We start from the raw sequence: 22670 nt of genomic DNA on the forward strand, positions 1-22670 counted from the left end.
CTACCGCCGGCTCAACCACCGCTACGAGCGCCATCCCCGTAACTACCTGGCCTTCCTCGGCCTCGCCGCAGCCCTCTGCTGCCACAAGCGACTCCCCCACCTCACCACATAGGACACGGTCTTAGGGATCTCCCCGCCTCGGACGCGACCGAGCGGTGGTCGACACATTTCCGACGTACGGCTGAAGCCTTCGGCGGCGAGTCTTACTCAGCAGCGGCGCAGGGGGAACCGCCTCCTGCCGGCCACCTGTGCTGGATCGACTCCAGGACAGCCGGAGCCGCCGTCTCCTATCGAAGAGGTGCAGATCATCTTGCGGTATGTGACCGTCCCGTCGATCGCCGTAGGAATCAGCGTTGCCGCCTCGCTGATTTCCCTGACAGCCGCTCCCGCCGACGCGGTTTCGTCATCCACCCCGGAACGCGTGAAGTGGGAGCTCTGCCGGGATGCCGCGGCGGACTGGGATCGCGAGGACAGCCGCAGCGAATGCGCGCTCATCCCCGTTCCGGTGGATTACGCCAAGCCTGCGGGCAGAAAGATCGACATCGCCGTGAGCAGGGTCAAGGCCACCGGAAAGCGCACGGGGGCTCTGTTCGGTAACCCCGGGGGGCCCGGCCTGGCCGGCACGCCGTTCCCGTACAGCCTGCTCAACAGCCGACTGGCGCCGATGAACAAGGAGTGGGACTTCATCGGCATCGATACCCGGGGCACGGGCTACAGCGCCCAGATCTCCTGCGACACACCCGAATTCCGGGAGGGCGAGAGCGAGCGGGAGTCCTTCGAACGTCAGGCGGAGGCGAAGCGCGCCTGCATCGCCAAGGACCCGGAGCTAGCGCTCTCCATCAGCATGGAGAACGCGTCCCGGGACATGGACCGCATCCGGGATGTGCTGGGCTACCGCACGATCAACTTCTACGGAAATTCCGGCGGAACGGCGCTGGGCGCGGTCTACCGCTCCATGTTCGACAGCCGTGTCGACCGGATGTGGCTGGACTCGATCATGTCCCCTGTGGGCCAGGACGCGGCGGTCACCGCGGAAGTCGCGCAGTACCACGCCGGGTACCGGCGGTTCTTCGCATGGCTGGCCGGCAAGGATTCGACGTACCACTTCGGGAACTCGCCCAAGAAGGTCGAATCCGCGCTGAAGGCATTGCAGGCGAAGGTGGGACGGGACGAGTTCGCCACCTTCCTCGATTCCAACCTGGAAGCCATACCGGACCGGTGGGAGCGCTCTGCCGCCAAGCTGCTGGAACTGCGGAACGAGGGGACGGGCAAGGCCGTCCCCCAGCAGAAGGACGAGAAGCGGAAGTCCTTCGGTTTCGGAGAGATGGGGCGCAATTACGGGTTCGCCCATGACGCCTTCATGTGCAATGCGAGCGCCGATGGCCGCACCTATGCCGATCTCGTCAGGATGAGGAAGAAGCGGCAGGCGACGTACCCGTTCGCCGCGGACTTCAGCGACCAGCCCATCGCGTACTGCGCCGGCTGGCCGGCGGGCAAGCCGTGGGACCTGAAGCCCGGCAAGAGCCGCCTGCAGCTGTCCGGCCACGAGTTCGAAACCGTCACGCCGTACGTGTGGGCGAAGATGATGCACAAGAAGATCGGCGGATCGCTGCTGACCGTCACGGACGCGACGCACTCCACCATGAAGTCCACCGAACTCGCCTGCGGCTCCAAGGTGGTGGACTTCTTCCGGGACGGCACGCCGGCGAAGGGCAGCTGTCCCGGCTTCCCCGCCGATCAGACCGGCCCCGCAGGCCCCGCCGGCAATCTGGCGGGGACCGTGCGGCTGCCGAACTGCTCCGCTTCGCTGGTCCGCCCCCGCACCGCCCGCGACGAGGACAAGGCGCTGCTGCTCACGAACGGGCACTGTCACCCCGAGGGTCGGCCGAAGCCGGGTGAAGTGATCACCGGCGAGGGCGCCCCGATCGAAGGCACCGTGCTGAGCCCGGCGGGCCGCGGGCTCGGCCCGGTGACGGGGCGGGTCCGCTACGCAACGATGACCGGAACCGACATCACGCTGGCCCAGCTGGATTCCACGTACGCGGACATCCGGCAGAAGTACGGGATCGAGGCGTTCCCGCTGGCTCCGACCGGTCCTGTCGCCGGGCAGAGGATCAAGGTGGCGTCGAGTTTCCTGGAGAGCGTCTGGTCGTGCCAGGCCGAGGCCGTGGTGCCGACGCTCAGGGAAGGCGACTACACGTCGACCCGTGCGATCCGGTACGCGAAGGAATGTGACACCCGGCCCGGAAGCTCGGGTTCGGCCGTCGTCGACGCCGAGACCCGGGAGCTCGTCGCGGTGAACAGCACGAGCAACCGTGACGGCGGGACGTGCGGGCCGAACAACCCCTGCGAGATCGACGAGACGGGCACCACGGTCCATCGGGGGCGCGGATACGCCACCCAGACCGCGGCGATCGCCGCGTGCATCGGCGCCGGCAACACCGTCGACCTCGAGCGCCAGGAGTGCACCCTGCCCAAGCCCTGACGGGCGCCCAGGGCCCAGTCTTCTGAATCAGGAATTCTCTTCAGATATGAGGCGAGGCGTTCGAGGATCTCGTCCACGGTCTTGGTCCAGAGGTAGGGCTTGGGGTCGGTGTTCCAGGCGACGGTCCAGGTCCGGATGCCCTGCTCCAGGGCCTGAACGGTCTGGTGGACGCCTCGCCGTATCTGTTTGCCCGTCAGCTGGGCGAACTACCGCTCGACCGGGTTGAGCCAGGACAATCCGGTCGGTGTGAAGTGCAGGTGGAATCGGGGATGCGCCAGGAGCCAGGTCTTGATGAACGGCGCTTTTCCCCCTTAGCTTGCGGCATGACGGAACTGGCCGGTGCGCTCACCGAGTACGACAAGGCTCTTGCCCGTAAGCGGGTGGCTGCCGGCGTGCTGTTCTTCAACGACGCGGGCCAGGTGCTGCTGGTTGATCCCGTCTACAAGGCGCAGTGGGAGATCCCGGGCGGGGCGGTGGAGGCCGAGGAGTCTCCCCGGGCCGGGGCCTGTCGTGAGGTGCTCGAGGAACTCGGGCTCGATCTGGCGCCCGGCGTGCTGCTGGGTGTCGACTGGACGGCCGCGCGCCCCGGGCGCAGCGAAGGCCTGGTCACGGTCTTCGACGGCGGCCGGCTTACTCCGGAGCAGGTCGGTTCCATCCGGCTCCAGGACGAGGAGCTGCGCGGATACGCGTTCGTGGACGTCGAGTCGGTGGGCGAGCTGCTCCTGCCGGTCCTTGCCCGGCGTGTGCAGGCGTGTGTGCGTGCGCGTGCGCAGGGTCGGACCGTCTATCTGGAGAACGGCTGCGAGGCGGGCTGAGCGCGCTCTGCTGGTGCCGGGGCAGGGTGGGCGATGGCCGGTCCGCCGGGGGTGCAGGCGGTGAGGGTTAGCGGCCCTGTCCGGCCATCGCCGGGGAGGCGGCTCCACGGGGCAACACCGTGCCCATAACCGCGCTCCCGCCTGCATCATAGCCCCGTATGAATTGGGCTATGCGTTTTTCGTTTTACACGCGCTTAAAGCAGAATCGGTGATTCCTTCGTGTTTTACGGGCCGGTGGTTTTCCGCTGCATGGCGGACTGGATTCCACGGTGGAGTGCTGGCGGGTAGGGGTCTGTCAATCGAACGGTGTAACGCGGGTGGTTGAGGTTACTGACGGGCTGCGGAGAGCCGGCCGTCGAAGGTGATGTCGAAGGCGTTCAGGGCGGTCTTCCAGCGCGGGGTCCAGCGGGTTTATCCCTTGCCGGTGGGGTCCAGGGACATGATCGCCATGTAGACACACTTCAGGGCGGCGGTCTCGTCGGGGAAGTGTCCGCGGGCCTCGACCGCTCGCCGGATCCTGGCGTTTCACGGACTCGATCGCGTTGGTCGTGCAGACGATGCGGCGGATCTCGGTGTCGAACCGCAGGAACGGGGTGAACTCTTCCCAGGCGTTCTCCCAGAGCCTGACGATCGCGGGATACTTCCGGCCCCACGTGTCGGCGAACTCGGCGAACCGTTCGAGTGCGGCCTCCTCGGTCGGCGCCGTGTAGACCGGTTTGAGGAGCTTGGCGATCTTGTCCCAGTCCTGGCGGGCGGCATAGCGGAAGGAGTTCCGCAGCAGGTGGACCACGCAGGTCTGGACGGTGGTGCGGGGCCAGACGGTCTCGACCGCGTCGGGCAGGCCCTTGAGACCGTCACAGACGAGCATGAGGACGTCGCCCGCGCCGCGGTTCTTGATCTCGGTCAGGATGTGCATCCCGTGCTTGGCGCCCTCGCCGCCGTCCCCGGCCCACAGCCCCAGAATCTCGCGCCGGCCTTCGACGGTGACGGCCAGGGCCACGTAGACCGGCTGGTTGGCGACGGCGCCGTCGCGGATCTTCACGTGGATCACGTCGATGAACACGACCGGACAGACGGGGTCGAGGGGGCGGTTCTGCCACTCGGCCATACCCTCGAGGACCTTGTCGGTGATCGTGGAGATCGTCTGGCGCGAGACGTCGGCGCCACAGACCTCGGCGAGGTGGGCCTGCACCTCACCTGTGGTCAGGCCCTTCGCGGACAGCGACATGACCACCTCGTCCACGCCGGTCAGGCGCCTCTGCCTCTTCTTGACGATCTTCGGCTCGAACGAGCCATCGCGGTCGCGAGGCACGGACATCTCCACCGGACCGACATCGGTCAGCACGGTCTTGGCGCGGTTGCCGTTGCGGGAGTTGCCGCCGTTCTTCCCTGCCGGGTCGTGCTTGTCATAGCCGAGGTGGTCGGTGATCCCGCCCTCCAGGGCGGACTCCAGCAGCCGCTTCGTCAGCTGCTGGAGCAGTCCGCCCTCGCCGGTCAGCCGCACTCCCTCGGCCTGGGCCCGGGACACCAGCTCGTCGATCAGCCGGTCGTCCACCACCCACGCCGGCTGAGGCTCCATCACCTCGCTGATCCCGGCCCCGGCCACGTTCTCACTGGTCATCGGCGCATCCTCCATGATCGGGAGTTACACCGAACGATTTACAGTCCCCCGCCAACCATGCACGAGCTCGTCAAGCGGCGGGGGTGGGGTAGCCGTCGTAGAAGCCGCGGCCGGTCTTCACCCCGAGGTGGCCGGCGTCGACGTAGCTGCGGAGCAGCTTGCGCGGGCCCTCGGGCAGGTGCGGGTTCTCTGTGGCGTAGTGGTTCTCGATGTCGAGCACCACGTCGAGGCCGACCTGGTCCATCATCCGGAACGGGCCGGTCTTCAGGCCCATGTTGATCTGCCACATCCGGTCTATGTCCTGGGGGGTGGAGACGCCCTCGGCGACCACGGCCAGGGCCTCGCGCTTGATGGCAGCCCAGATCCGGTTGAAGATGAAGCCGGTGCTCTCCTTGTGGGCCTCGAACGGGAAGACCCCGTACTTCGGCAGTTCCTCCTTGAGGAAGGACAGCACGTCCGGGTCGGTCCGGCCGTCGGACATCAGGTCGACGGCGTTCTGCTTCGGCGGCATGTAGAAGTGCATGTTGACGACGCGTTCGGTGTGGGTGACGCCGTCGATGAACTGGCTGGTCGGGTAGGAGGAGGAGTTGCTGGCCAAGATCGCGTCGGAGGCGGCCTGCCGGTCGAGGTCGGCGAAGACCCGCTTCTTCAGGTCGAGGTGCTCGGGCACGGCCTCAACGACCAGCCAGGCGTCCGCCACGGCGTCGGCCTGGTCGTCGTGGGCCACGGCGGTGCCCGGCCGGCCGGCCTCGACGGTGGCGGCGACCTCGCCGATGTGCTCGGCGACGTAGGCGACGGCCTGCTCGGCGACGGCGCGGTTGGGGTCGAAGATCCGGACCTCTCCACCGCGGGTGGCGAACATCAGGGCGATCCGGCGGCCGAGGGTGCCCGCGCCGATCACGGTGACGGGGCGGGACTCGATGCGGGTGGGGAGGACGAAAGCCATGGTTCTGCGCTTCTTTCCGGAAGGGTGAGGGGTGGGGGGGGCGGTCCGCGGTTACGGCAGGCACAGTCCGGTCAGCGGGGTGCCGAGGGCGGCCACCTCGCGCGGGGCGCGGCCCGCGACGGGGCCGTCCGGGAGCGGGACCTCGCGGATGTGCCCGTCGAGGTCGGCGACGTAGGCGAGACCGGCGGCGGTGTCGATGGCGATGCCGACGCACTCGCCGGTGATCCCTTCGGCGGCGGGCGTCACCACGAGGTCGGTCAGGCCGCTGCCGTCGGTGCGCACCCGGCTGATCCGGTGGCCTTCGCGGTCGCACCGGTACAGGGCGCCCGCGCCGTCGGAGGTGGGCTGCTTGCCGGTGGTCCTCGCCCCGGCCGGGACGAGGTCGCGCCGCGGGCCGCCCGGGTTCCAGGCGTGGACGCCGCCGTTGCGGCGGGAGAAGTCGTAGCCGCCCTCGCCCGGGGTGCCGGGGTCGACGTCGGGCGTGCCCATCGTGGTCCAGTACACGGCACCGTCCACCGTGACCACGCCGTCCGGGAAGTCCCCGGCGTCCTCGACCAGGGTGCGCACCCGGCCGTCGGCGGTGTCCACCTCCAGCACCCGGCCCGGGACGACCTGCAGCGCCAGCAGGCGCTTCGGTGTCGCTCCGGCCGCGGTCACTTCCGGCCTCCTTCGGTGGCGCCGGTCGGGGGCTCGGGCCAGTCCAGCGGGGCGAGGGCGGCCCTGGTGCGCCGGTCGCGGAGTTCGGCGAGGCTCCGGTATGCCTGCTCACCGGTGCCGTAGGCCGCTTCGACCGCGTCGAGGACCTCGTCCATGGCGGCCGGGTCGGGGCTGCCGGTCTCGAAGGTCAGCTGGGACCCGACGTGCTCCACCAGATGCCGCATGCCGGCCGGTCCGCCGCCGAGGGCGCCGCTCTCGAACGGCCCGATGGTGGCCCAGCGCAGTCCGAGCGAGGCGCGGACCAGGTCGTCGAGGTCCGACACGTCGATGACGCCCTGCTGCACCAGGTGGATGGCCTGGTCGTTGAAGACCTTCTGCAGGCGGTTGCCGACGAAGCCAGGGATCTCCCTCTTCAGCCGGATCGGCAACTTGCCGAGCCCGCGGTACACCTCCACGGCCCGGTCCACCGTTGCGGCGGAGGTCTCCGGTCCGGGCACCACCTCCACCAGCGGCATCAGCTCGGGCGGGTTGAACGGGTGACCGATCACGATCCGGTCCGCAGCCGGGTTGCCCTTCGCGATCACGGAGGGCAACAGCGAGGACGAGGACGAGGCGAGCACCACGCCGTCCGTCGTGTGCGCGGCCAGCGTGCCGAATATCTGCTCCTTGACGTCGGTGCGCTCGGGCCCGGCTTCCTGGACGAAGTCGGCGCCGACGGCCGCGGCGGCCAGGTCGCCGGTCGCCGTCATCTCGAAGCCCGTCAGGTCGCGGGCCACCACCTCGGCCAGGTCGGGCCGCGGGTCGCTGATCCGGACCTCCCAGCCCGCCTCGCCGAACAGCCGTGCCCACGAGATGCCGATGACGCCGGCTCCGACGATCGTCACGACCGCCATTGAAGATCACCCCAGAGGAATCAGAAGGACAGGAGAGCCCGGCCCCAGTCCGTCACCGGAACGGATTCCAGGAGATGGGCCGCCCGGCGGGGCGACAAACCAACGGGGCCGAACGGGATCGGACCGCAACGGTGTCCCAGGGGCCGTGCACGATCCAGTCCACACCCGCCCAGCCAAGTCTGTCCAATATATGATTGAGGCATGAACGATAGGCCTGACGATATTGCACTGTCTCGGCGGCTGCTGGAGCAGTTCCTCACCGTGGCCCGGGAAGGGCACTTCGGTCGGGCCGCCGAGCTCCTCGGCATGAGCCAGCCGCCGCTCAGTCAGTCGATCCAGCGCCTGGAGCGGATGCTCGGCGTCCGCCTGCTGGACCGCGGCCCCGGCGGGGCCCGGCCGACCGCCGCCGGGCGGGTGTTCGCCGCCGACGCGCAGCGACTGCTCGACCTGCAGGGCGCCGCGGTCGCCCGGGCCCGCCGGGTCGCCGACGGCGTCGAGGGCGACCTCCGGGTCGGCTACGTCAGCCTGCTCAGCCACCTCTACCTCCCGGCGGTGCTGCGCGCCGCGGCCGAGGAGCTCCCGGGGCTGCGCATCCATCTCCGGCACGGCTCCTCGGCGGCGGTGGCCGACCAGGTGCGGACGGGCTCGCTCGACCTCGGCTTCCTGCGCGACCCGGCCCGGCTCTCCGCCGACCTGGTCAGCGCCGTCGTGGCCACCGAGCGGATTCAGGCCGCCGTCCCCCGCGGGCACCGCCTCGCCGGCACCGGCGGGATCGAACTGGACCGGCTCCGCGACGAGGACTTCGCGCTGCCCGACCCCACCGCCCTGCCGGTGCTGGCCGAGCAGGTCCACCTGGCCTGCCATCGGGCCGGCTTCACCCCCCGGGGCACCGTCCTGGCCGACGACCTCAGCGGCCTGCTCAGCCACGTCGCCGCCGGACGGTGTGTCAGCCTGCTGCCCGCAGGGGCCCGACAGCTCACCGACGAGGCGGTGCTCCTCCCCCTGCTGGACGACACCGGCGACCTGCGGACCACCGTCCGGGCCGTGCACCGCACCGACGCAGACCCGGCCGTGACCCGCCTGCTCCAGGTGATCGCGGGCCTGCGCCCCGGGCACGCCTACTGATCTTTTCGTCAGTCCTGTGGGATCGGCGGAGCCGGTGGTGGGATGCCGACGCGGTGTCTTTCAAGTCTTCGTCCGTTGTTCCTCCTTTGACACGGCCGCGGTGCAACTGGGCGACGGCATCGGCCGCATCCACTCCAAGGCACCGAACGCCCGTGTGGTGCCGGTCGGCTACCCGGAAGCCATCCCGGCGGACCCGAGGAAGCGTCCGGGGCGGATGCCGGTCACCCGGAAGGACCTAGCCCACCTCTACGGGATCCTCGGCGAGCTCAACGCGACGATGTCCCGGGCCGCGGCCGACAACGGCGCCTCCTTCGTCGACACCACCACGTCGACCGCCGGCCACGACGCGTGCTCCGACGACCGGTGGATCGGGGGGTTGCCGCCCACCGCGCCCGCCGTGCCGCTCCACCCGAACGCGAAGGGCGAACGGGCCGTGACCGACGTCGCACTGCGCTCCCTCACCGGGTGAACGTACACGTCCGGGCCCGGCACCGGTCAAGCTCTTTCGGTGCCGGACTCGCCATTTCGCCGCCTTTTCCATGACCGGGTCGAAATGAAAATTTCATGGCTGACTAGATATTTCGCAATCCGATTTCCGCACAAGCTCGTGAATTTTTCGGCGGCCTACTCCCGGATGGGTCGAGCGGGATTTCCACCCGCTAGTACTCCAGCCCTAGTTGTGGATCTTGGAGAGTGATGCGGTGCCGACGGGTGTGGCCACCGGTGATCATCGTATGTGAAGACAGAAGATCAGATGGTGGCCGCAGGCCACAGCGTAGGCCCTGTCCGTTGGGACGAGGAGTTCGAGGGGCTGATGGAGCGCATAGCCGGACGGTTCGCCCGTTCTGAACCCCGGCGTCGGGTGGGGAAGTTCGTTCGCGGACTGCTGGCCGATCTGCCCCGCAAGAACTGCTGGACGATCGCGGAGTGGGCCGGTGAGGCCACACCGGATGGCATGCAGCATCTGTTAGAGCGGGCCAAGTGGGACGCGGACGCGGTCCGCGATGATCTGCGCGATTACGTCGTCGACCACCTCGGCGCCGATCAGGCCGTCCTCGTCGTCGACGAGACTGGCGACGTGAAGAAGGGGAACGCGACCGTCGGGGTGCAGCGCCAGTACACCGGCACTGCCGGGCGGATCGAGAACTCCCAGGTCGCGGTCTATCTTGTCCATGCCACACCTCGCGGACACGCCGCCGTCGACCGTGAGTCGTACCTGCCCAGAGCATGGACCGACGATCCTGAGCGGTGCCGCAGGGCGGACCTGGACCCCGACGAGGTGCGTTTCGCCACCAAGACGCAGCTCGCCGCCGCGATGCTCGAGAGGTTCTGGGCCAGTGGTCACACGGCCGGTTGGGTCACCGGCGACGAGGTCTACGGCGGCAGCCCGGCCCTGCTGTCGGTGATCGCTACGCACGGGACGGGATACGTCATGGCCGTCTCCTGCCGCACCGAAGTGCATACCCCTGCCGGCAAGTTCCGTGTCGACGCGCTGATGCGCAAGGTCCCTCGACATGGATGGCAGCAACTGTCCGCGGGCGCCGGCGCAAAAGGCCCGCGCCGTTACGACTGGGCCGCCGTGGACCTGATCCCCACCCACTCGGCGGGCACCTGCCAGCTGTTGATCCGCCGCGACCGCACCACCGGCGAGGTGGCCTACTACCACTGCTTCAGCCCGCGGCCAGTACCGCTGCCCGCCCTGGTCCGCGTCGCCGGAACCCGCTGGAGGATCGAGGAGACCTTCCAAGCCACCAAGGGCCTCACCGGTCTGGACGAGCACCAGGTCCGCCGCCACATCCCCTGGCTGCGCTGGGTGACCCTCGCGATGCTCGCCCACGCCTTCCTGGCCGTCACCCGCGCCGACGAGCACCGCGAATACCCGGCCCCCACCGGACTCATCGCCTTCACCTGCAACGAAATACAGCGACTATTCGCCCTGCCCGCCGCATCCCCGAACGGCCAACGCGACCATCGCCTGCGCTGGTCGCTATGGCGTCGCCGACACCAGGCACGCGCCCGCGAGTGCCACTACCGCCGACGCGCGGCCACAACATGAAGATCCACAACTGCGGATGGAGTATCAAGTGACCGACCTCGGAAGCCCGACCGAAGCCAGCGTGGCCCAAGGGCCCCTCAGCCTGCCGTTAGCGCCGCCAGGGCTCGGTCCATCGCGGCGTTGAACTCTTCCGGCGTCAGCGGCAGTCGGGACTTGACGTCCCGACTCCACTGGTCGGCGAGGACCTCGGCGGAGCCCGCCTCGACACCGTCGAGCGCCGCGTTGGCCAGGTCCGACGGCGCGATCTTGTCCGTGGGCCAGCCCGCGGCCATGTCGGTGTCGGCCAGGCCGAGGTGCACCGCTGTCACGAGCGTGCCCTGCTCGGCGAGCTCCAGACGGACGCCGTTGGTCATGGCCCAGGCGGCGGCCTTGGTCAGGTGGTAGGCATTGGCGCCCCTGCCCCCGAACCACGACATGGCGGAGAGGACGTTTACGATCGCGCCCCCGCCGTTCCTGGCGAGCGCCGGCGCGAACTCCCGGATCATTCCCAGGTGGCCGAACACGTTGGTCTCCAGCTCATGCCGCACCGCGTCCAGCGAGCCGGTCACCAGGTCGGTCCCCGTCTGGATCCCCGCGTTGTTGACGAGCAGCGAGACGTCTGCGGCGGCCTCGGCGGCGGCCCTCACGGATGCGGGATCGGCGATGTCGAGGGGTAGCACCTCGACCCCGGGCAGGTCCACGGTCTCCGGTCGGCGGGCCGTCGCGTAGACCTTGCGGGCGCCCCGTTCGAGCAGGCGCTGGGCGAAGGCGCGGCCCAGGCCGCGGTTGGCTCCGGTGACAAGGGCAACTGAGTTGTTGATGTCCATGCCCCGTACGCTAAAACCTGACGCTAACGTCAGAGGCAAGTGCTGATCATCAGGGCCAAAGTGAGAGGAATCGCCATGACCGTCACGGAGGCCGCGGGCGAGCGGCTGATCCGCATCGGCGAGGTGGCACGGGGCGCCGGCGTCTCGGTACGCGCCGTGCGCTACTACGAGCAGCAGGGGCTGCTCATCGCCGAGCGCAGCCCATCCGGCCAGCGCCTCTACCGGCAGGACGCCGTCACCCTGGTCCGCTTCTTCCAGCAGATGTTCGCCGCCGGCCTGACCAGCCGAAGGATCACGGAACTCCTTCCGTGCTGGGACTCCGGGCACACCGACGCCGAGCAACGAGCCATGCTGCGCGCCGAGCGCGACCGCATCCAGGCCAAGGTCAACGACCTGCAGGCTGCCCTGGACCGCCTCGACGAGGTCATCGCGATCACGGACACGCACCCGTAGGCGCGGTCGGTTCGGACGGCGCACCGGCGATCTACGGCTGGAGTACTAGGCCGCCGTTGGGCAGCAGAGGAAGCGCCGCCAGCGCCGCGCCGATCTCCATCACCGCCTTCGGGTCCTGCAGGGATCGCCCTGTGACGTCCTCGATGCGGCGCAGGCGATAGCGCACGGTGTTGGGGTGGACGTACAGGCTCTCCCCCGTCTCCGGTGCCGACCCGTGAGCGTCGAACCAGGCCTGCAGCGTCTGCAGCAGTCGCGCACGTTCCTGATCGGGGAGTTCCAGGAGCGCGCCGAGCTTGACCCTGACCATCCGGGCGGCTTCCGCCGGTGCGGCGGCCACGAGCATCGTCAGCGGGCTGTCGTCGAAGCGTGACACTCCCGGCTTGCGGCCGCTCAGTCCGGCCAGCGCCAGGCGGGCGAAGCGCAGCCCCTGGGGTGTGTCGCGCAGGGACTCGTAGGGGGGACTGACACCGACGCAGGTCCGGTGCTTCCGGAACACCGCGATGGCCGCTTCCTCCGTCCGATCCGTCGGCAGGGCGACCACCCCGACCTGTTCGTCGGGCAGAAGCCGCCAGGCGGAGGAGATACGCGCCGCCCTGAGGGTGGACTCGACGGCGGGCAGCGCCTCCCGCCCCGGCGCGGATACGGCGGCGGCCACGACGACGAACGGCCCGGTCGCGGGAAGCCCCAGGGTGCGCGCGGTCTCGCCCAGGCGTGTGGGGTCGGCGATCACGCCGGTGAACAGCGCCTCCACCAGAACCGAGCGTTCGTGCTCCCGCTGGAGGACCAGTTCGGAGGAAGCCTCGCGATAGGCCGTGGCCACGGCCACGGAGTAATCGCCGGCCAGCCGCCACACCTCAGCGGCCAGGGAGACCAGCATGGCGTCGGTGACCGCTTCGTGCTTGGCGGCCTCCTCCACCAGTTCGGACCACAGGAACTCGAAACCGATGCGGTACGCATGCAGCGTCTCGGCCAGGGGAACACCCTGCTCGGCACGCAGACGCCCTGTCTCCTTCGGAGGTCCGACATCGACCGGATCGGTTGTGGTGAAGTGCTCCAGCATCAGCCGGAGATTCCGAGCGCACGACTCCCGGATCGATTCGAAGGGGATCTGTTTCTCATTACCGTAGGACTCGATTTCCGCCCGCATGCGGCGAGCCAGTCGATTTCCGAGGTCGGGCGTGCAGGTGAGCAGTGCGGATGCCACCTCGACGACTCCCCGAGGCGGTAGAGAGCGGGCCATTCCCGCATCTTATCTCCGACGCGGTTGTTCCTGGGGACAAAAAGAACCAGTGGACCTTGTTCCCCTCCCCATGGGATGGGGCTTCCGGAAACGTGACCATGTCCTCGTCATCAACGGCTCGTTCCCGAGAGGCCGGCATGTCTGACCTTGTGACGTTCCTGCGCGATGCGGCTGCTCGCCAGGCCGAGCGGCCCGCGCTTCGGTCGGGCGGCGACACGCGTACGTACGCAGACCTCGACCTGCAGTCGGCGCGCATCGCCGGCCTGCTCTGCTCCCTGGGTGTCTCACGGGGCGACCGCGTGGCTTTGATGCTGCCGAACGTTCCGGAGTTCGTCGCCGTCTACTACGGGATCCTCCGGGTGGGAGCCGTGGCCGTCCCGATGAACCCGTTGATGAAGGATCGCGAGGTGGCGTACTACCTGGAGGACTCCGGCGCCGCCCTTGTGTTCGCCTGGCACGACGGGGCGGCCCTGACCGCCGCGCGCGCTGCCGCCGGTCGTCGCGTCATCGCTGTGGAGCCGATCCGCGTTCGCCGCCCTCCTGGCAGAGCACGCACCGCTCGACTCGGTGGTTCCCGTCTCCTTCGAGGACACCGCGGTGATCCTCTACACCTCGGGGACCACGGGCAAGCCAAAGGGGGCTGCCCTGACCCACAGCGGACTGGCGCACAACACCGCCGCGAACGCCACCGGCGTCCAGCGGTTGACCGCGAACGACGTGATCCTCGGATGCCTCCCGCTGTTCCACACGTTCGGCCAGACCTGTGCGATGAACTCCGCCGTGTACAGCGGCGCCTCGCTCGTGCTTCTGCCGAGGTTCGAGGCGGCGGCCGCCCTGGGGGTCATCGCTTCCGAGCGGGTGAGCGTCTTCGCCGGCGTCCCGACCATGTACGGCGCCCTGCTGCACGATTCCGCCGCCCAGGGCGCGGACCTGTCCTCCCTGCGTCTGTGTGTTTCCGGTGGCGCGTCCCTGCCCGTGGAGCTGCTGTACGAGTTCGAGCTCGCCTTCGGCTGCACGATCCTCGAGGGCTACGGGATGTCCGAGACCAGTCCCGTGGTCACCTTCAACCATCCCGACCGTCCGAGGAAGGCCGGCTCCATCGGCACACCCATCCGGGACGTCGAGGTACGCCTGGTCGACGACCGCGGTGATGACGTGGAGCCCGGCGCGATCGGTGAGATCGCGGTGCGTGGACCGAACGTCATGAAGGAGTACTGGCAGCGGCCCGAAGCGACCCGCACGGCCGTCCCGGACGGCTGGCTGCGCACCGGTGACCTCGCCCGGAAGGACGAGGACGGCTACTTCTTCATCGTCGACCGGAAGAAGGACCTGATCATCCGCGGCGGCTACAACGTCTACCCGCGCGAGATCGAAGAGGTGCTCCACGAGCACCCGGACGTCGCCCAGGCCGCGGTCATCGGCGTCCCCGACGAACGACTCGGCGAGGAGGTCGCCGCCGCAGTCGTCCTCCGGCCGGGAGGCAGCGCTTCCGCCGACGAGCTACGCGCCTTCGTGAAGGACCGCGTCTCGCCGTACAAGTACCCGCGTCAGGTCTGGCTCACGGACGCCCTTCCCATGGGCCCCAGCGGCAAGATCCTCAAGCGGGCGATCACCGGCCCCGTGTCGTGACCCGTACGACCGGCACACCGAGCAACCCCTCCAGGAGCAACCATGTTCACCTTCCCCAGCAGGGACGGGCTCACCGTCCACGTCCGCCGGTGGGTGCCCACCGCCCCGCCGCGCGGCATCGTGCAGATCGCCCACGGCATGGGGGAACACGGTGCCCGTTATGAGCCGCTCGCTCAGGCACTCGTGGCCGCCGGATACGCGGTGTACGCCGACGACCACCGCGGCCACGGCCTCACGATGCTGCCCGGCCGCCCCGGAACGCTCGGCGACGACGGCTGGAACCTCCTGGTCGACGACCTCGCTGCCCTCACCCGCATCGCCGGCGACAACCACCCCGAGGTCCCCGTCGTCCTCCTCGGCCACAGCCTCGGCTCCTTCGCCGCCCAGCAGTACCTCCTCGACCACGCCGACCTGGTCGACGGCGTCGCGCTCTGCGGCACCACAGCGGTGGACGGGCTGTTCGCCTTCCTCGCCGGCGCGGGCGGCGATGTGACGGGAGCATTCAACGCCCCCTTCCAGCCCGCCCGTACCGAAGCGGACTGGCTCAGCCGCGACGAGGACCAGGTCGACGCCTACATCGCCGACCCGCTATGCGGCTTCACCCTCGACGAGCCGTCGATGGCGGGCCTCGCCGCCGCGGCATCCCGGCTCGCCGAACCGAAGGGAATCCCCACCGATCTGCCCCTCTACGTACTCGTCGGCGACCGAGACCCCCTCAACCAGGGTCTGGCGCTCAGCGATCTCGCGGTCGAGCGCTACCGCGCGGCGGGCCTGACCGGGATCAGCTACCGCGCCTACCCGGGAGCGCGCCACGAGTTGTTCAACGAGACCAACCGCGACGAGGTCGTCACCGACCTGATCGCCTGGCTCGACACCGTAACCGGCTGATCCCAGCCGCCACCGGCCGCGGCGTCGGCGGGCTCGTCCAGGGGACCGCCGGCGCCGCGCCTTCCCCACCGCGTTTCCCTTCGCGCCCTCGCCCCGGCGCAGGTCGTCGGTCTTCTCGTACCGCCGCGTCGGTACTTCGCCGCTCCTCCTCTCCCCACTCCCCACTCCCCCGCACCCCGCGCCCCGACCGGCGCGCGAGCCGGGCACCGGCGCTCCGCATCCCGCGGCCCGGTCGCCTGTCGAGCGCGCCGCCACCGACGCCCACCGCCGAGCCCTCCGGGAGGTTCCTGATCATGCTCACCGTGGATCACCTCACGGTCTCGTTCGGCGGCCACCACCGTCGTGCGGGACGTCAGCCTGGCCGCCGCCCCGGGAGCCGCCACCGGCATCCTCGGCTCCCACGGCGCCACGCGGGATCCGGCAGGCTCGTCCGGAGCGGACGTACGACGGGTTCGGCTGGCTCCGCCGCCGTAGGGCCGAGCCCGCCGGCCGCCTCAGCGGCGGGCAGCAGCAGAGCGTCACCATCGCACGGGCACGGGTGTCCGACCCGAGGCTCGTGCTCCTGGACGAGCCGTCCAGCGGGCTCTCCGCAGTGGCCGTCGACGAAGTCGGCGCATTCCTGAAGGACATCGCCGACCGGGGAACGGCGATCGCGCTCGTCGAACAGAACGTGCGCCTCGTACGGACCCTGTGCACGACCGCATGGGTCCTCGCCCATGGTGACGTCACCGCTTCCGGCCCTGTCGCCGATCTCCTCGTGACCGACGAGATCTCCAACGCCTACCCGGGCGGCGCCGCCACACCGCTGTGATCAAGCGGTGTCCGCATGCGTTGAGCCGTCCCCGAGGAGGGCGAGGGGGTCACGTGTGCCGTTCCACACGGCACGTCCAGCAAGGTGCACGGTTCAGGCTCCACACGGCACGGTGCCCGTGCGGAAACCGTACCGGCCGTACCCGCCGATCAGCCCCGGCCGGCCTGCCCCGCCACCGGGTTGGAGAAGAGCCGGACGTCAGGCCTTCCGGGTCCGCTCGGCGATGTGGGCGTCCATCGTGGTGCACAGGTTCGCCAGCAGGGCTTCGAACCCGGCCAGCACCTCGGGCGGATAATCGGCCATCACCTCGTCCATCTGGACGCCCAGGGGGCGGAAGAACTCATCGGCGCGTTCCTGTACGTGAGCGCTGCTGCGCAGGGTCACGAGCCGGCGGTCGGTGTGCTCCCGGCTGCGGATGATGTGGCCCGCGGCTTCAAGGCGGTTCAGCAGCGCGGTCGTCGCACTGGGGGACAGAAGGATGCGCTCGCTGAGCCGGGCGGGCGAGAGCGGAGTGCCCCGTTCGTCCGCCGCGGCGATCTCCAGCAGGGCCACCGCGTCGGTGGAGTGCAGGCCCAGCCAGTCGGCGAACAGACTGCCCAGCTCGCTGAAGCGGCCGCCGTAGGACCGCAGCCCTTCGATCAGCCGTTCACGCTGCGCGGACACCTCACCGCGTGCCGATTCCTCCGCCACCAACGCCGCCTTTCTCCCATGGTCCGGGTGAACCGTACCCGTGACGCCCTTTGACAACTTACCTCCACCACCTTAATGTCCATCGTGGAATTATTCCATGATGGAAGGTCTTGTTATGCGTGACCCGTCCGCCACCCGGCGGTGGCTCGGCCTGATCGCGATCGCGCTGGGTGTGGCACTGATCGTGGTGGACACCACGATCGTGAACGTGATCGTCCCCTCGGTGATCGAGGATCTGGACGCCACCTCCGCGCAGGCGCAGTGGATCCAGGAGTCCTACGCCATCGTCTTCGCGGCCCTCTTGCTCCTTACCGGCCGCTTGGCCGACATCTTCGGCGCCCGCCGGATCTTCGTCTGGGGTGTTGTCGTCTTCGGCGCGACCAGCGTGCTGGCCGGTCTGGCGCCCGACAGCGGGCTGCTCATCCTGGCCCGCTTCCTCCAAGGCGCGGGTGCGGCGATGCTGCTGCCGACCTCGCTGTCACTGCTGAAGGCGACCTTCACCGGAAAGGCGCGCGGCCAGGCGTTTGCCGTATGGGGCTCCACCATCGGCGCGGCCGCCGCGCTCGGTCCGCTGCTGGGCGGCTGGCTCGCCGAGCACATCTCTTGGCGTTGGGCCTTCGGCATCAACGTGCCGCTGTCCGTCCTGGTCGGGGTCGGCGTGCTGCTCTACATCGCCCCGTCCCCCCGCACCCGTGGTCGCATCGACACGCCCGGCGCGCTCCTGTCCGTCACCGGCCTCGCCCTGCTCGCCTTCGGACTGGTGGAAGGACGCACCTACGGCTGGATCACCACCGTGCGCTCCCTCAAGGTCCTGGGCCTCACCTGGGACGGCGGCCCCTCGCCCGTCCTGGTGGCCCTGGCCCTGTCCGCCGTCACCCTCTTCGCTTTCGTACGGCGTCAGATCACCCTCAGCCGCGGCGGCGACGGCTCCCGGGTCCTCATGGACGTCAGCCTGTTCTCCATCCCCTCCTTCCGGAGCGGCAACATCGCCACGATGATCATCGGCATCGGCGAGTTCGGCATCGTCGCGGTCCTGCCGCTGTGGCTGCAGTTCACCCTCGGCTACAGCGCCCTGCAGGCCGGGCTGGCCCTCGTGCCGGTGGCCATCGGCAGTTTCGTCGCCAGCGGTGCCAGCTTCGGCCTGGCCGCCAAGGTCGCCCCGCTGGGCCAGCTGCGCGTCGGCCTGGCCCTGGAGGTGGTCGGGCTCGCCGGGATCGCGCTGATCGCCACCCCGGACAGCTCCTGGTGGTCGGTCTCCCTGGTGCTCTTCCTGTACGGCATCGGAGTCGGCTTCGCGACCGCCCAGGTCACCAACGTCGTCCTCAACGACGTTCCCGAGCAGAGCTCCGGCCAGGCATCGGGCGTCCAGAGCGCCTTCCGCCAGCTCGGCTCCGCACTCGGCATCGCCGCCCTGACCACGGTGTTCTTCAGCTCCCTCAGCACCAAGCTCCACGACCGGCTCACCGGCATGGGGCTGCCCGCCGGACAGGCAGAGCAGTTCAGCGGTGCCGTCACCGACAGCGCCGGGGCGGCGATCGGCCCCCTGGCCGCGAACCCACAGACAACCGCTGTCGCGGACGCGGCCCGCGCCGCCATGACCGACGGTGTCGTCCTCGGCGGGTACATCGCGGCGGGTTTCGTCCTCCTCGGACTCATCGCCTCCTTCCTCATCCCGTCCGCTCCGGCCGGGGCGGACCCCGCGGCCGACTCGTCAGCGGCCGAGGAGCCCGCGATCCACTGACCCACCCGCGCGGGGGCGGCACAGCCGCGCCGCCCCCGGGCGCCGGCCCCACTGGACCCACCACCGGACGGAGCACCATGTCGCACAGGACGGTCCTGATCGCAGGCGCCGGCATCGCCGGCCCCACCCTCGCCCACTGGCTCACCCGCTACGGCATGACACCCACCGTCGTCGAGCGCGCCCCCGCCCTGCGCCCCGGCGGCCAGACCGTGGACCTCCGCGGCGCCGGTCTCGACGTCATCCGCCGCATGGGCCTGGAAGCGGCGGCACGAGACGCCGCCACCCGGGAGGCGGGCATCCGGTTCGTCGACGACCAGGACCGCACGAAAGCCGCCCTCCCCGCAGATGCCTTCGGCGGCCAAGGGCCGATCGCAGACCTCGAGATACTGCGCCCGCAGCTCTCCGCCCTGCTGTACGAGCACACCCGCCACGACACCGAATACCTCTTCGGCGACGAAATCACCGCACTGGGCGACGACGGAAACGAGGTCCACGTCACCCTCAAGAACGGAGGAGAGCGCTCCTTCGACCTCGTCGTCGCCGCCGACGGCATCCGCTCCCGGACCCGCGACCTCGTCTTCACCGGCACCCGCACCAAGGGCTTCGGGCTGTGCACGGCGTACTTCACCATCCCCCACCGGCCCTCCGACGGCCGCTGGGCACGCTGGCACAACGCTCCCGGCCACCGGTCGATCACCCTGCGCCCGGACAACCTCGGCACCACCCGGGCCGCCCTTTCCTTCCTGACACCTGCGCGAGGCTACGAACGACTGGAGCCCGCCCGGCAGAAAAGGCTTCTGCACGACGTCTTCGGCGGCCTCGCCTGGGAAGTGCCGCGGATCCTGTCCGAGATGGACAACTCGGCCGATTTCTTTTTCGAATCCGTCGGCCAGGTCCACATGCCCCGCTGGTCCCGGGAGCGGACCGCCGCCACCGGCGACGCCGCGTACTGCGCCTCACCCCTGAGCGGCATGGGCACCAGCCTCGCCCTCACCGGCGCCTACGTCCTCGCCGGCGAACTCGCACGACACACCGACCACCGCGCCGCCTTCACCGCCTACGAGAACATCCTGCGCCCCTATACCGCGCGTGCCCAGAAGCTGCCGCCGGGAACACCACGCGCCGCCATGCCCCGTACCAGGACAGGCATCGCCACTCTCAACACCGTCCTGCGCACGGCGACCAGGAAGCCGGTCAGCACCCTGCTGTCCCGCTTCCTGGTCCCGCCGGCCGACACCTTCGCCTTGCCGGCATACGACTCCCCCGTGTAGGCCCTTCCGGCCGACGCCGTGAGTGACGAAGCACGTGGGCTCCTTCCGGGGAGCCCACATGCGGGACTGCCGCAAGGCTGGGTGACGCCCGCGGTCCGGTACGGCAAGACATCCGAGAGGTACCCGGCCGGACTCCATTGACGTGGCGCGGCCATCCGGCTCCGAAGCCTCCGCCTCGCGACATGATCCGGAGCAAGGCCGTGCGGAGGGGCCGCATCGCGAGCTCAGTGGTCTCGCTCGATCGCCCGGACACAGCGGGCGAGCAGTGCGCGGAGAAGGTCTTGTTCCTCGGTGGTGAACTCGTCAGCAAGGCGGCGTTCGATGCGCACCGCCTCGGCATCGGCGGCATCGAGAACATGTCGGCCGGCCTCGGTGAGCCGGGTCTCCAGGACCCTCTGGTGCCAGGGGTGCGCCGTCCGTTCGACAAGGCCGCGCGTCTGCAGGGCCTTGAGCACCCCGGTCATGGCCTGCGGGGTGACCAGGCAGTCACGGGACAGCGCGGCAGCGGAGATTCCGGGGTGCTGGGCGAGGGCCAACAGGGCGGCGTACTGGGCGACGGTCAGGTCGGCCTTGCGCACGGCGCTGCTCTTGGCGGCCATCAGCGACTGCTCGGCCCGTTTGATGTCCAGGCCGAGCCGGGCCCGGGGCGGCATCTCCATGTGCCGACCCTACCGACGCTTGAGATGTATCAAGGCTGGAACATCAATAAACACCTTGATATAGAGGGCGCATGTATCAACACAGAGCCGCTCCGGGCGGCCTGCGCGGAAAGACGGTCCTGCTGACCGGGGCCACCCAGGGGATGGGGTTCCGCCTCGCCTTCCTCCTGGCAGCCCGCGGCGCGACCCTGTTGCTCCACGGACGCGACCAGCAGCGGCTCGCAGCGGCCGCCGGCGCGATACGGACGCAGGCCCCGGAAGCCTCGGTGCGTACCTACCGGGCCGACCTGGCCGACCTTGAACAGGTGAGCACGCTGGCCGACACCGTCCTCTCCGTGGAGCCGCGGCTCGACGCGCTGGTCAACAACGCCGCAGTGGGGGGCGGCATCGACCCGACCGTTCGACAGACAAGCCGCCAGGGCCACGAACTGCGGTTCGCCGTCAACCACCTGGCTCCGTACGTCCTCACCCGCCGGCTCCTCCCGCTCCTGGTCGCCTCGGCGCCCTCGCGGGTGGTCAACGTGGCCTCGGCCGGTCAGGCACCCATCCGTTTCGACGACGTGATGCTGGAGCGCGACTACGACGGAGTGCAGGCGTACTGCCGCAGCAAACTGGCCCTGCTCATGGCCACCTTCGACCTGGCGGCCGATTCGGTGCCCCACGAGTTCACCGTCAATGCACTGCACCCGGCCCACCTGATGGACACCTCCATGGTCCGGCAGAGCGGCTTCGCCCCCGCCGCGACCCTCGACGAAGGTGCTCGGCCGACGCTACGTCTCATCGCTGACCCAGAACTGGACAACACCACAGGGCGGTACTTCGACCGGTACGACGACCAGCTCGCACATCCACAGGCATACGATGCGCACGCTCGTGCCCGGCTGGCAGCACTCACCACGAACCTGACCGCCCCCTTCCTTGCGTGAGTGCTTCCGCGCCGTGCGGACCCGGGCCTCAAGGGGACGCGGACCGCCACCCAGCCCCGGCCGTCACGACAACCTGCCGCAGTACCCCGTGACAACAAACCGAGTCGGCGGAGCCGAGGACCGCTCGGGACAGGTCGAGCAGGCCGGCGTCGTCGAGCCGGTGCAGGATCTCCTCGTGCGGCCGGCCCCACACCCCGACCCTGGACCAGATCAGGAACCGGCCGTGCGCGGTCGACTTCGACACTCCGAAGCACTGTGGCAGGGCCCGCCAGGCGCAACCGCTGACCAGTACGTAGATGATCGCGGCGAACAACGTCCCATCAGGCGTGCCCCGCGCCCCACCGGCCTGCGGCCGCACCCGAGAGGGCGGGATCAACGGCTTCGCGATCTCCCACGACCCGTCCGGAACAATCCGACTCCACGTACCCCGCCCCGTGACCGGCTCAACGATCCCCTCACCACATAGGACACGGTACAAGTACGGGGCAGGCGTTCCCGAGCGCGCCGTCCTTCCCGCTCGCGACGAAAGCCGTGAGGGTGAGGGCGGGGAAGGCGAGGGTGGCGCCGGTGAGGCGCTTGGAGTTGCGGACGGAGCGATGTCGTGGCCGAGGAGCCAGCCCAGGTGCTCCGGTCCGGCTCCTCGATCGGATCGTCCGGCAACGGCGCCGTGCGGGAGCCGCCTGGCTCTCGTGACCCCGGGCCTTTCCGGCCGGTGCGCCCCTGCGGGACGGGTCCACTATTCAGGGGTCAGATGGCGGCCTCCGCCCTCATGCCCGTGTTTGTATCGACGACGTTGACCTGCGCCCCGCTGACGGAAGACAGATTCACCTTGATGTCTTCGGTGAACGATCCGCTGCCATCAGTGAGCTCTTTCAGCGTGGCCACTGATCGAGTGACGCAGGCCGAGTCAGGATGGGGACCGCAACGCACAGGGCTCCCGTGCCGTTGAGGGAGGTGT

Annotated in this window: 19 protein-coding genes and 5 pseudogenes; 13 read left to right on the forward strand and 11 right to left on the reverse strand. The window is 69.6% G+C overall.

The window, feature by feature from the left end:
- Positions 1–112, forward strand: a pseudogene (locus tag ACFYZY_RS29345) (IS5/IS1182 family transposase); the annotation flags it as partial.
- Positions 113–298: 186 nt separating this feature from the next.
- Positions 299–2485 carry an alpha/beta fold hydrolase gene (locus ACFYZY_RS29350; protein ID WP_388700167.1) on the forward strand — a complete coding sequence of 729 codons (2187 nt, stop codon included), beginning with the start codon at positions 299–301 and terminating at the stop codon, positions 2483–2485.
- A 20-nt stretch (positions 2486–2505) separates the two neighbouring features.
- Here the strand turns inward: ACFYZY_RS29350 and ACFYZY_RS29355 are convergent.
- Positions 2506–2790, reverse strand: a pseudogene (locus ACFYZY_RS29355) (IS630 family transposase); the annotation flags it as partial.
- 18 nt (positions 2791–2808) lie between these two features.
- Between ACFYZY_RS29355 and ACFYZY_RS29360 the strand changes: the two are divergent.
- Positions 2809–3300, forward strand: a complete 492-nt coding sequence (locus tag ACFYZY_RS29360) for an NUDIX domain-containing protein (protein ID WP_388700170.1) — start codon at positions 2809–2811, stop codon at positions 3298–3300.
- A 327-nt stretch (positions 3301–3627) separates the two neighbouring features.
- On the opposite strand, the pseudogene ACFYZY_RS29365 reads toward ACFYZY_RS29360, so the two are convergent.
- From ACFYZY_RS29365 to ACFYZY_RS29380, 4 genes and pseudogenes are all read right to left on the reverse strand, one after another.
- A pseudogene (locus ACFYZY_RS29365) lies at positions 3628–4879 on the reverse strand (IS256 family transposase).
- Positions 4880–4991: 112 nt separating this feature from the next.
- The gene (locus tag ACFYZY_RS29370; protein ID WP_388700173.1) at positions 4992–5867 is read right to left on the reverse strand and encodes a 3-hydroxyacyl-CoA dehydrogenase family protein; all 876 of its coding nucleotides are present in this window, start codon (positions 5865–5867) and stop codon (positions 4992–4994) included.
- Between the two features lie 51 nt (positions 5868–5918).
- The gene (locus tag ACFYZY_RS29375) at positions 5919–6524 is read right to left on the reverse strand and encodes a hypothetical protein (RefSeq protein WP_388700176.1); all 606 of its coding nucleotides are present in this window, start codon (positions 6522–6524) and stop codon (positions 5919–5921) included.
- Entirely contained in the window at positions 6521–7417 is an 897-nt protein-coding gene (locus tag ACFYZY_RS29380; RefSeq protein ID WP_388700179.1) for a 3-hydroxyacyl-CoA dehydrogenase NAD-binding domain-containing protein, read from the reverse strand. The genes ACFYZY_RS29375 and ACFYZY_RS29380 overlap by 4 nt, the downstream gene beginning before the upstream one ends.
- A gap of 201 nt (positions 7418–7618) precedes the next feature.
- Between ACFYZY_RS29380 and ACFYZY_RS29385 the strand changes: the two genes are divergently transcribed.
- The 3 genes from ACFYZY_RS29385 (at position 7619) to ACFYZY_RS29395 (ending at position 10598) form a co-directional block, all read left to right on the forward strand.
- Positions 7619–8542: a LysR family transcriptional regulator gene (locus tag ACFYZY_RS29385; RefSeq protein WP_388700181.1), complete on the forward strand. Its 924-nt coding sequence runs from the start codon at positions 7619–7621 to the stop codon at positions 8540–8542.
- A 100-nt stretch (positions 8543–8642) separates the two neighbouring features.
- Positions 8643–9011, forward strand: coding sequence for a GDSL-type esterase/lipase family protein (locus ACFYZY_RS29390; protein ID WP_388700184.1), 369 nt, complete (start codon positions 8643–8645; stop codon positions 9009–9011).
- 345 nt (positions 9012–9356) lie between these two features.
- Positions 9357–10598 (forward strand): IS701 family transposase, encoded by a 1242-nt coding sequence (locus ACFYZY_RS29395; protein ID WP_388700211.1) that lies wholly within the window; start codon positions 9357–9359, stop codon positions 10596–10598.
- 77 nt (positions 10599–10675) lie between these two features.
- On the opposite strand, the gene ACFYZY_RS29400 is transcribed toward ACFYZY_RS29395, so the two are convergent.
- Positions 10676–11404, reverse strand: a complete 729-nt coding sequence (locus ACFYZY_RS29400; protein ID WP_388700186.1) for an SDR family oxidoreductase — start codon at positions 11402–11404, stop codon at positions 10676–10678.
- A 75-nt stretch (positions 11405–11479) separates the two neighbouring features.
- Here ACFYZY_RS29400 and ACFYZY_RS29405 point away from each other — a divergent pair, with 75 nt between their 5' ends.
- Positions 11480–11857, forward strand: coding sequence for a MerR family transcriptional regulator (locus ACFYZY_RS29405; protein WP_388700189.1), 378 nt, complete (start codon positions 11480–11482; stop codon positions 11855–11857).
- A 31-nt stretch (positions 11858–11888) separates the two neighbouring features.
- On the opposite strand, the gene ACFYZY_RS29410 is transcribed toward ACFYZY_RS29405, so the two are convergent.
- On the reverse strand, positions 11889–13061 hold the full coding sequence (locus tag ACFYZY_RS29410) for a PucR family transcriptional regulator (RefSeq protein WP_388700190.1): 1173 nt from the start codon (positions 13059–13061) through the stop codon (positions 11889–11891).
- Positions 13062–13234: 173 nt separating this feature from the next.
- On the opposite strand from ACFYZY_RS29410, the pseudogene ACFYZY_RS29415 reads away from it, so the two are divergent.
- The 3 genes and pseudogenes from ACFYZY_RS29415 (at position 13235) to ACFYZY_RS29425 (ending at position 16425) form a co-directional block, all read left to right on the forward strand.
- Positions 13235–14726, forward strand: a pseudogene (locus ACFYZY_RS29415) (long-chain fatty acid--CoA ligase).
- 42 nt (positions 14727–14768) lie between these two features.
- On the forward strand, positions 14769–15614 hold the full coding sequence (locus ACFYZY_RS29420; protein WP_388700192.1) for an alpha/beta fold hydrolase: 846 nt from the start codon (positions 14769–14771) through the stop codon (positions 15612–15614).
- Between the two features lie 415 nt (positions 15615–16029).
- Positions 16030–16425 carry an ATP-binding cassette domain-containing protein gene (locus tag ACFYZY_RS29425; protein WP_388700213.1) on the forward strand — a complete coding sequence of 132 codons (396 nt, stop codon included), beginning with the start codon at positions 16030–16032 and terminating at the stop codon, positions 16423–16425.
- A 198-nt stretch (positions 16426–16623) separates the two neighbouring features.
- Here ACFYZY_RS29425 and ACFYZY_RS29430 read toward each other — a convergent pair whose 3' ends face one another.
- Positions 16624–17088, reverse strand: a complete 465-nt coding sequence (locus tag ACFYZY_RS29430; protein ID WP_388700195.1) for a MarR family winged helix-turn-helix transcriptional regulator — start codon at positions 17086–17088, stop codon at positions 16624–16626.
- Between the two features lie 142 nt (positions 17089–17230).
- On the opposite strand from ACFYZY_RS29430, the gene ACFYZY_RS29435 reads away from it, so the two are divergent.
- Complete coding sequence (locus ACFYZY_RS29435) at positions 17231–18856, forward strand: DHA2 family efflux MFS transporter permease subunit (RefSeq protein WP_388700198.1); 1626 nt, start codon at positions 17231–17233, stop codon at positions 18854–18856.
- Between the two features lie 77 nt (positions 18857–18933).
- The gene (locus ACFYZY_RS29440) at positions 18934–20127 is read left to right on the forward strand and encodes an FAD-dependent monooxygenase (protein WP_388700200.1); all 1194 of its coding nucleotides are present in this window, start codon (positions 18934–18936) and stop codon (positions 20125–20127) included.
- Between the two features lie 224 nt (positions 20128–20351).
- Here the strand turns inward: ACFYZY_RS29440 and ACFYZY_RS29445 are convergent, their stop codons facing one another.
- Positions 20352–20786 carry a MarR family winged helix-turn-helix transcriptional regulator gene (locus ACFYZY_RS29445; protein ID WP_388700203.1) on the reverse strand — a complete coding sequence of 145 codons (435 nt, stop codon included), beginning with the start codon at positions 20784–20786 and terminating at the stop codon, positions 20352–20354.
- Between the two features lie 71 nt (positions 20787–20857).
- Between ACFYZY_RS29445 and ACFYZY_RS29450 the strand changes: the two genes are divergently transcribed.
- Entirely contained in the window at positions 20858–21712 is an 855-nt protein-coding gene (locus ACFYZY_RS29450; protein ID WP_388700205.1) for an SDR family NAD(P)-dependent oxidoreductase, read from the forward strand.
- A gap of 106 nt (positions 21713–21818) precedes the next feature.
- On the opposite strand, the pseudogene ACFYZY_RS29455 reads toward ACFYZY_RS29450, so the two are convergent.
- A pseudogene (locus tag ACFYZY_RS29455) lies at positions 21819–22163 on the reverse strand (transposase); the annotation flags it as partial.
- 296 nt (positions 22164–22459) lie between these two features.
- Positions 22460–22597: a hypothetical protein gene (locus tag ACFYZY_RS29460; protein ID WP_388700208.1), complete on the reverse strand. Its 138-nt coding sequence runs from the start codon at positions 22595–22597 to the stop codon at positions 22460–22462.
- Positions 22598–22670: the final 73 nt, after the last annotated feature.

This window comes from Streptomyces sp. NPDC001744 (assembly GCF_042892575.1).
Classification (GTDB): domain Bacteria; phylum Actinomycetota; class Actinomycetes; order Streptomycetales; family Streptomycetaceae; genus Streptomyces.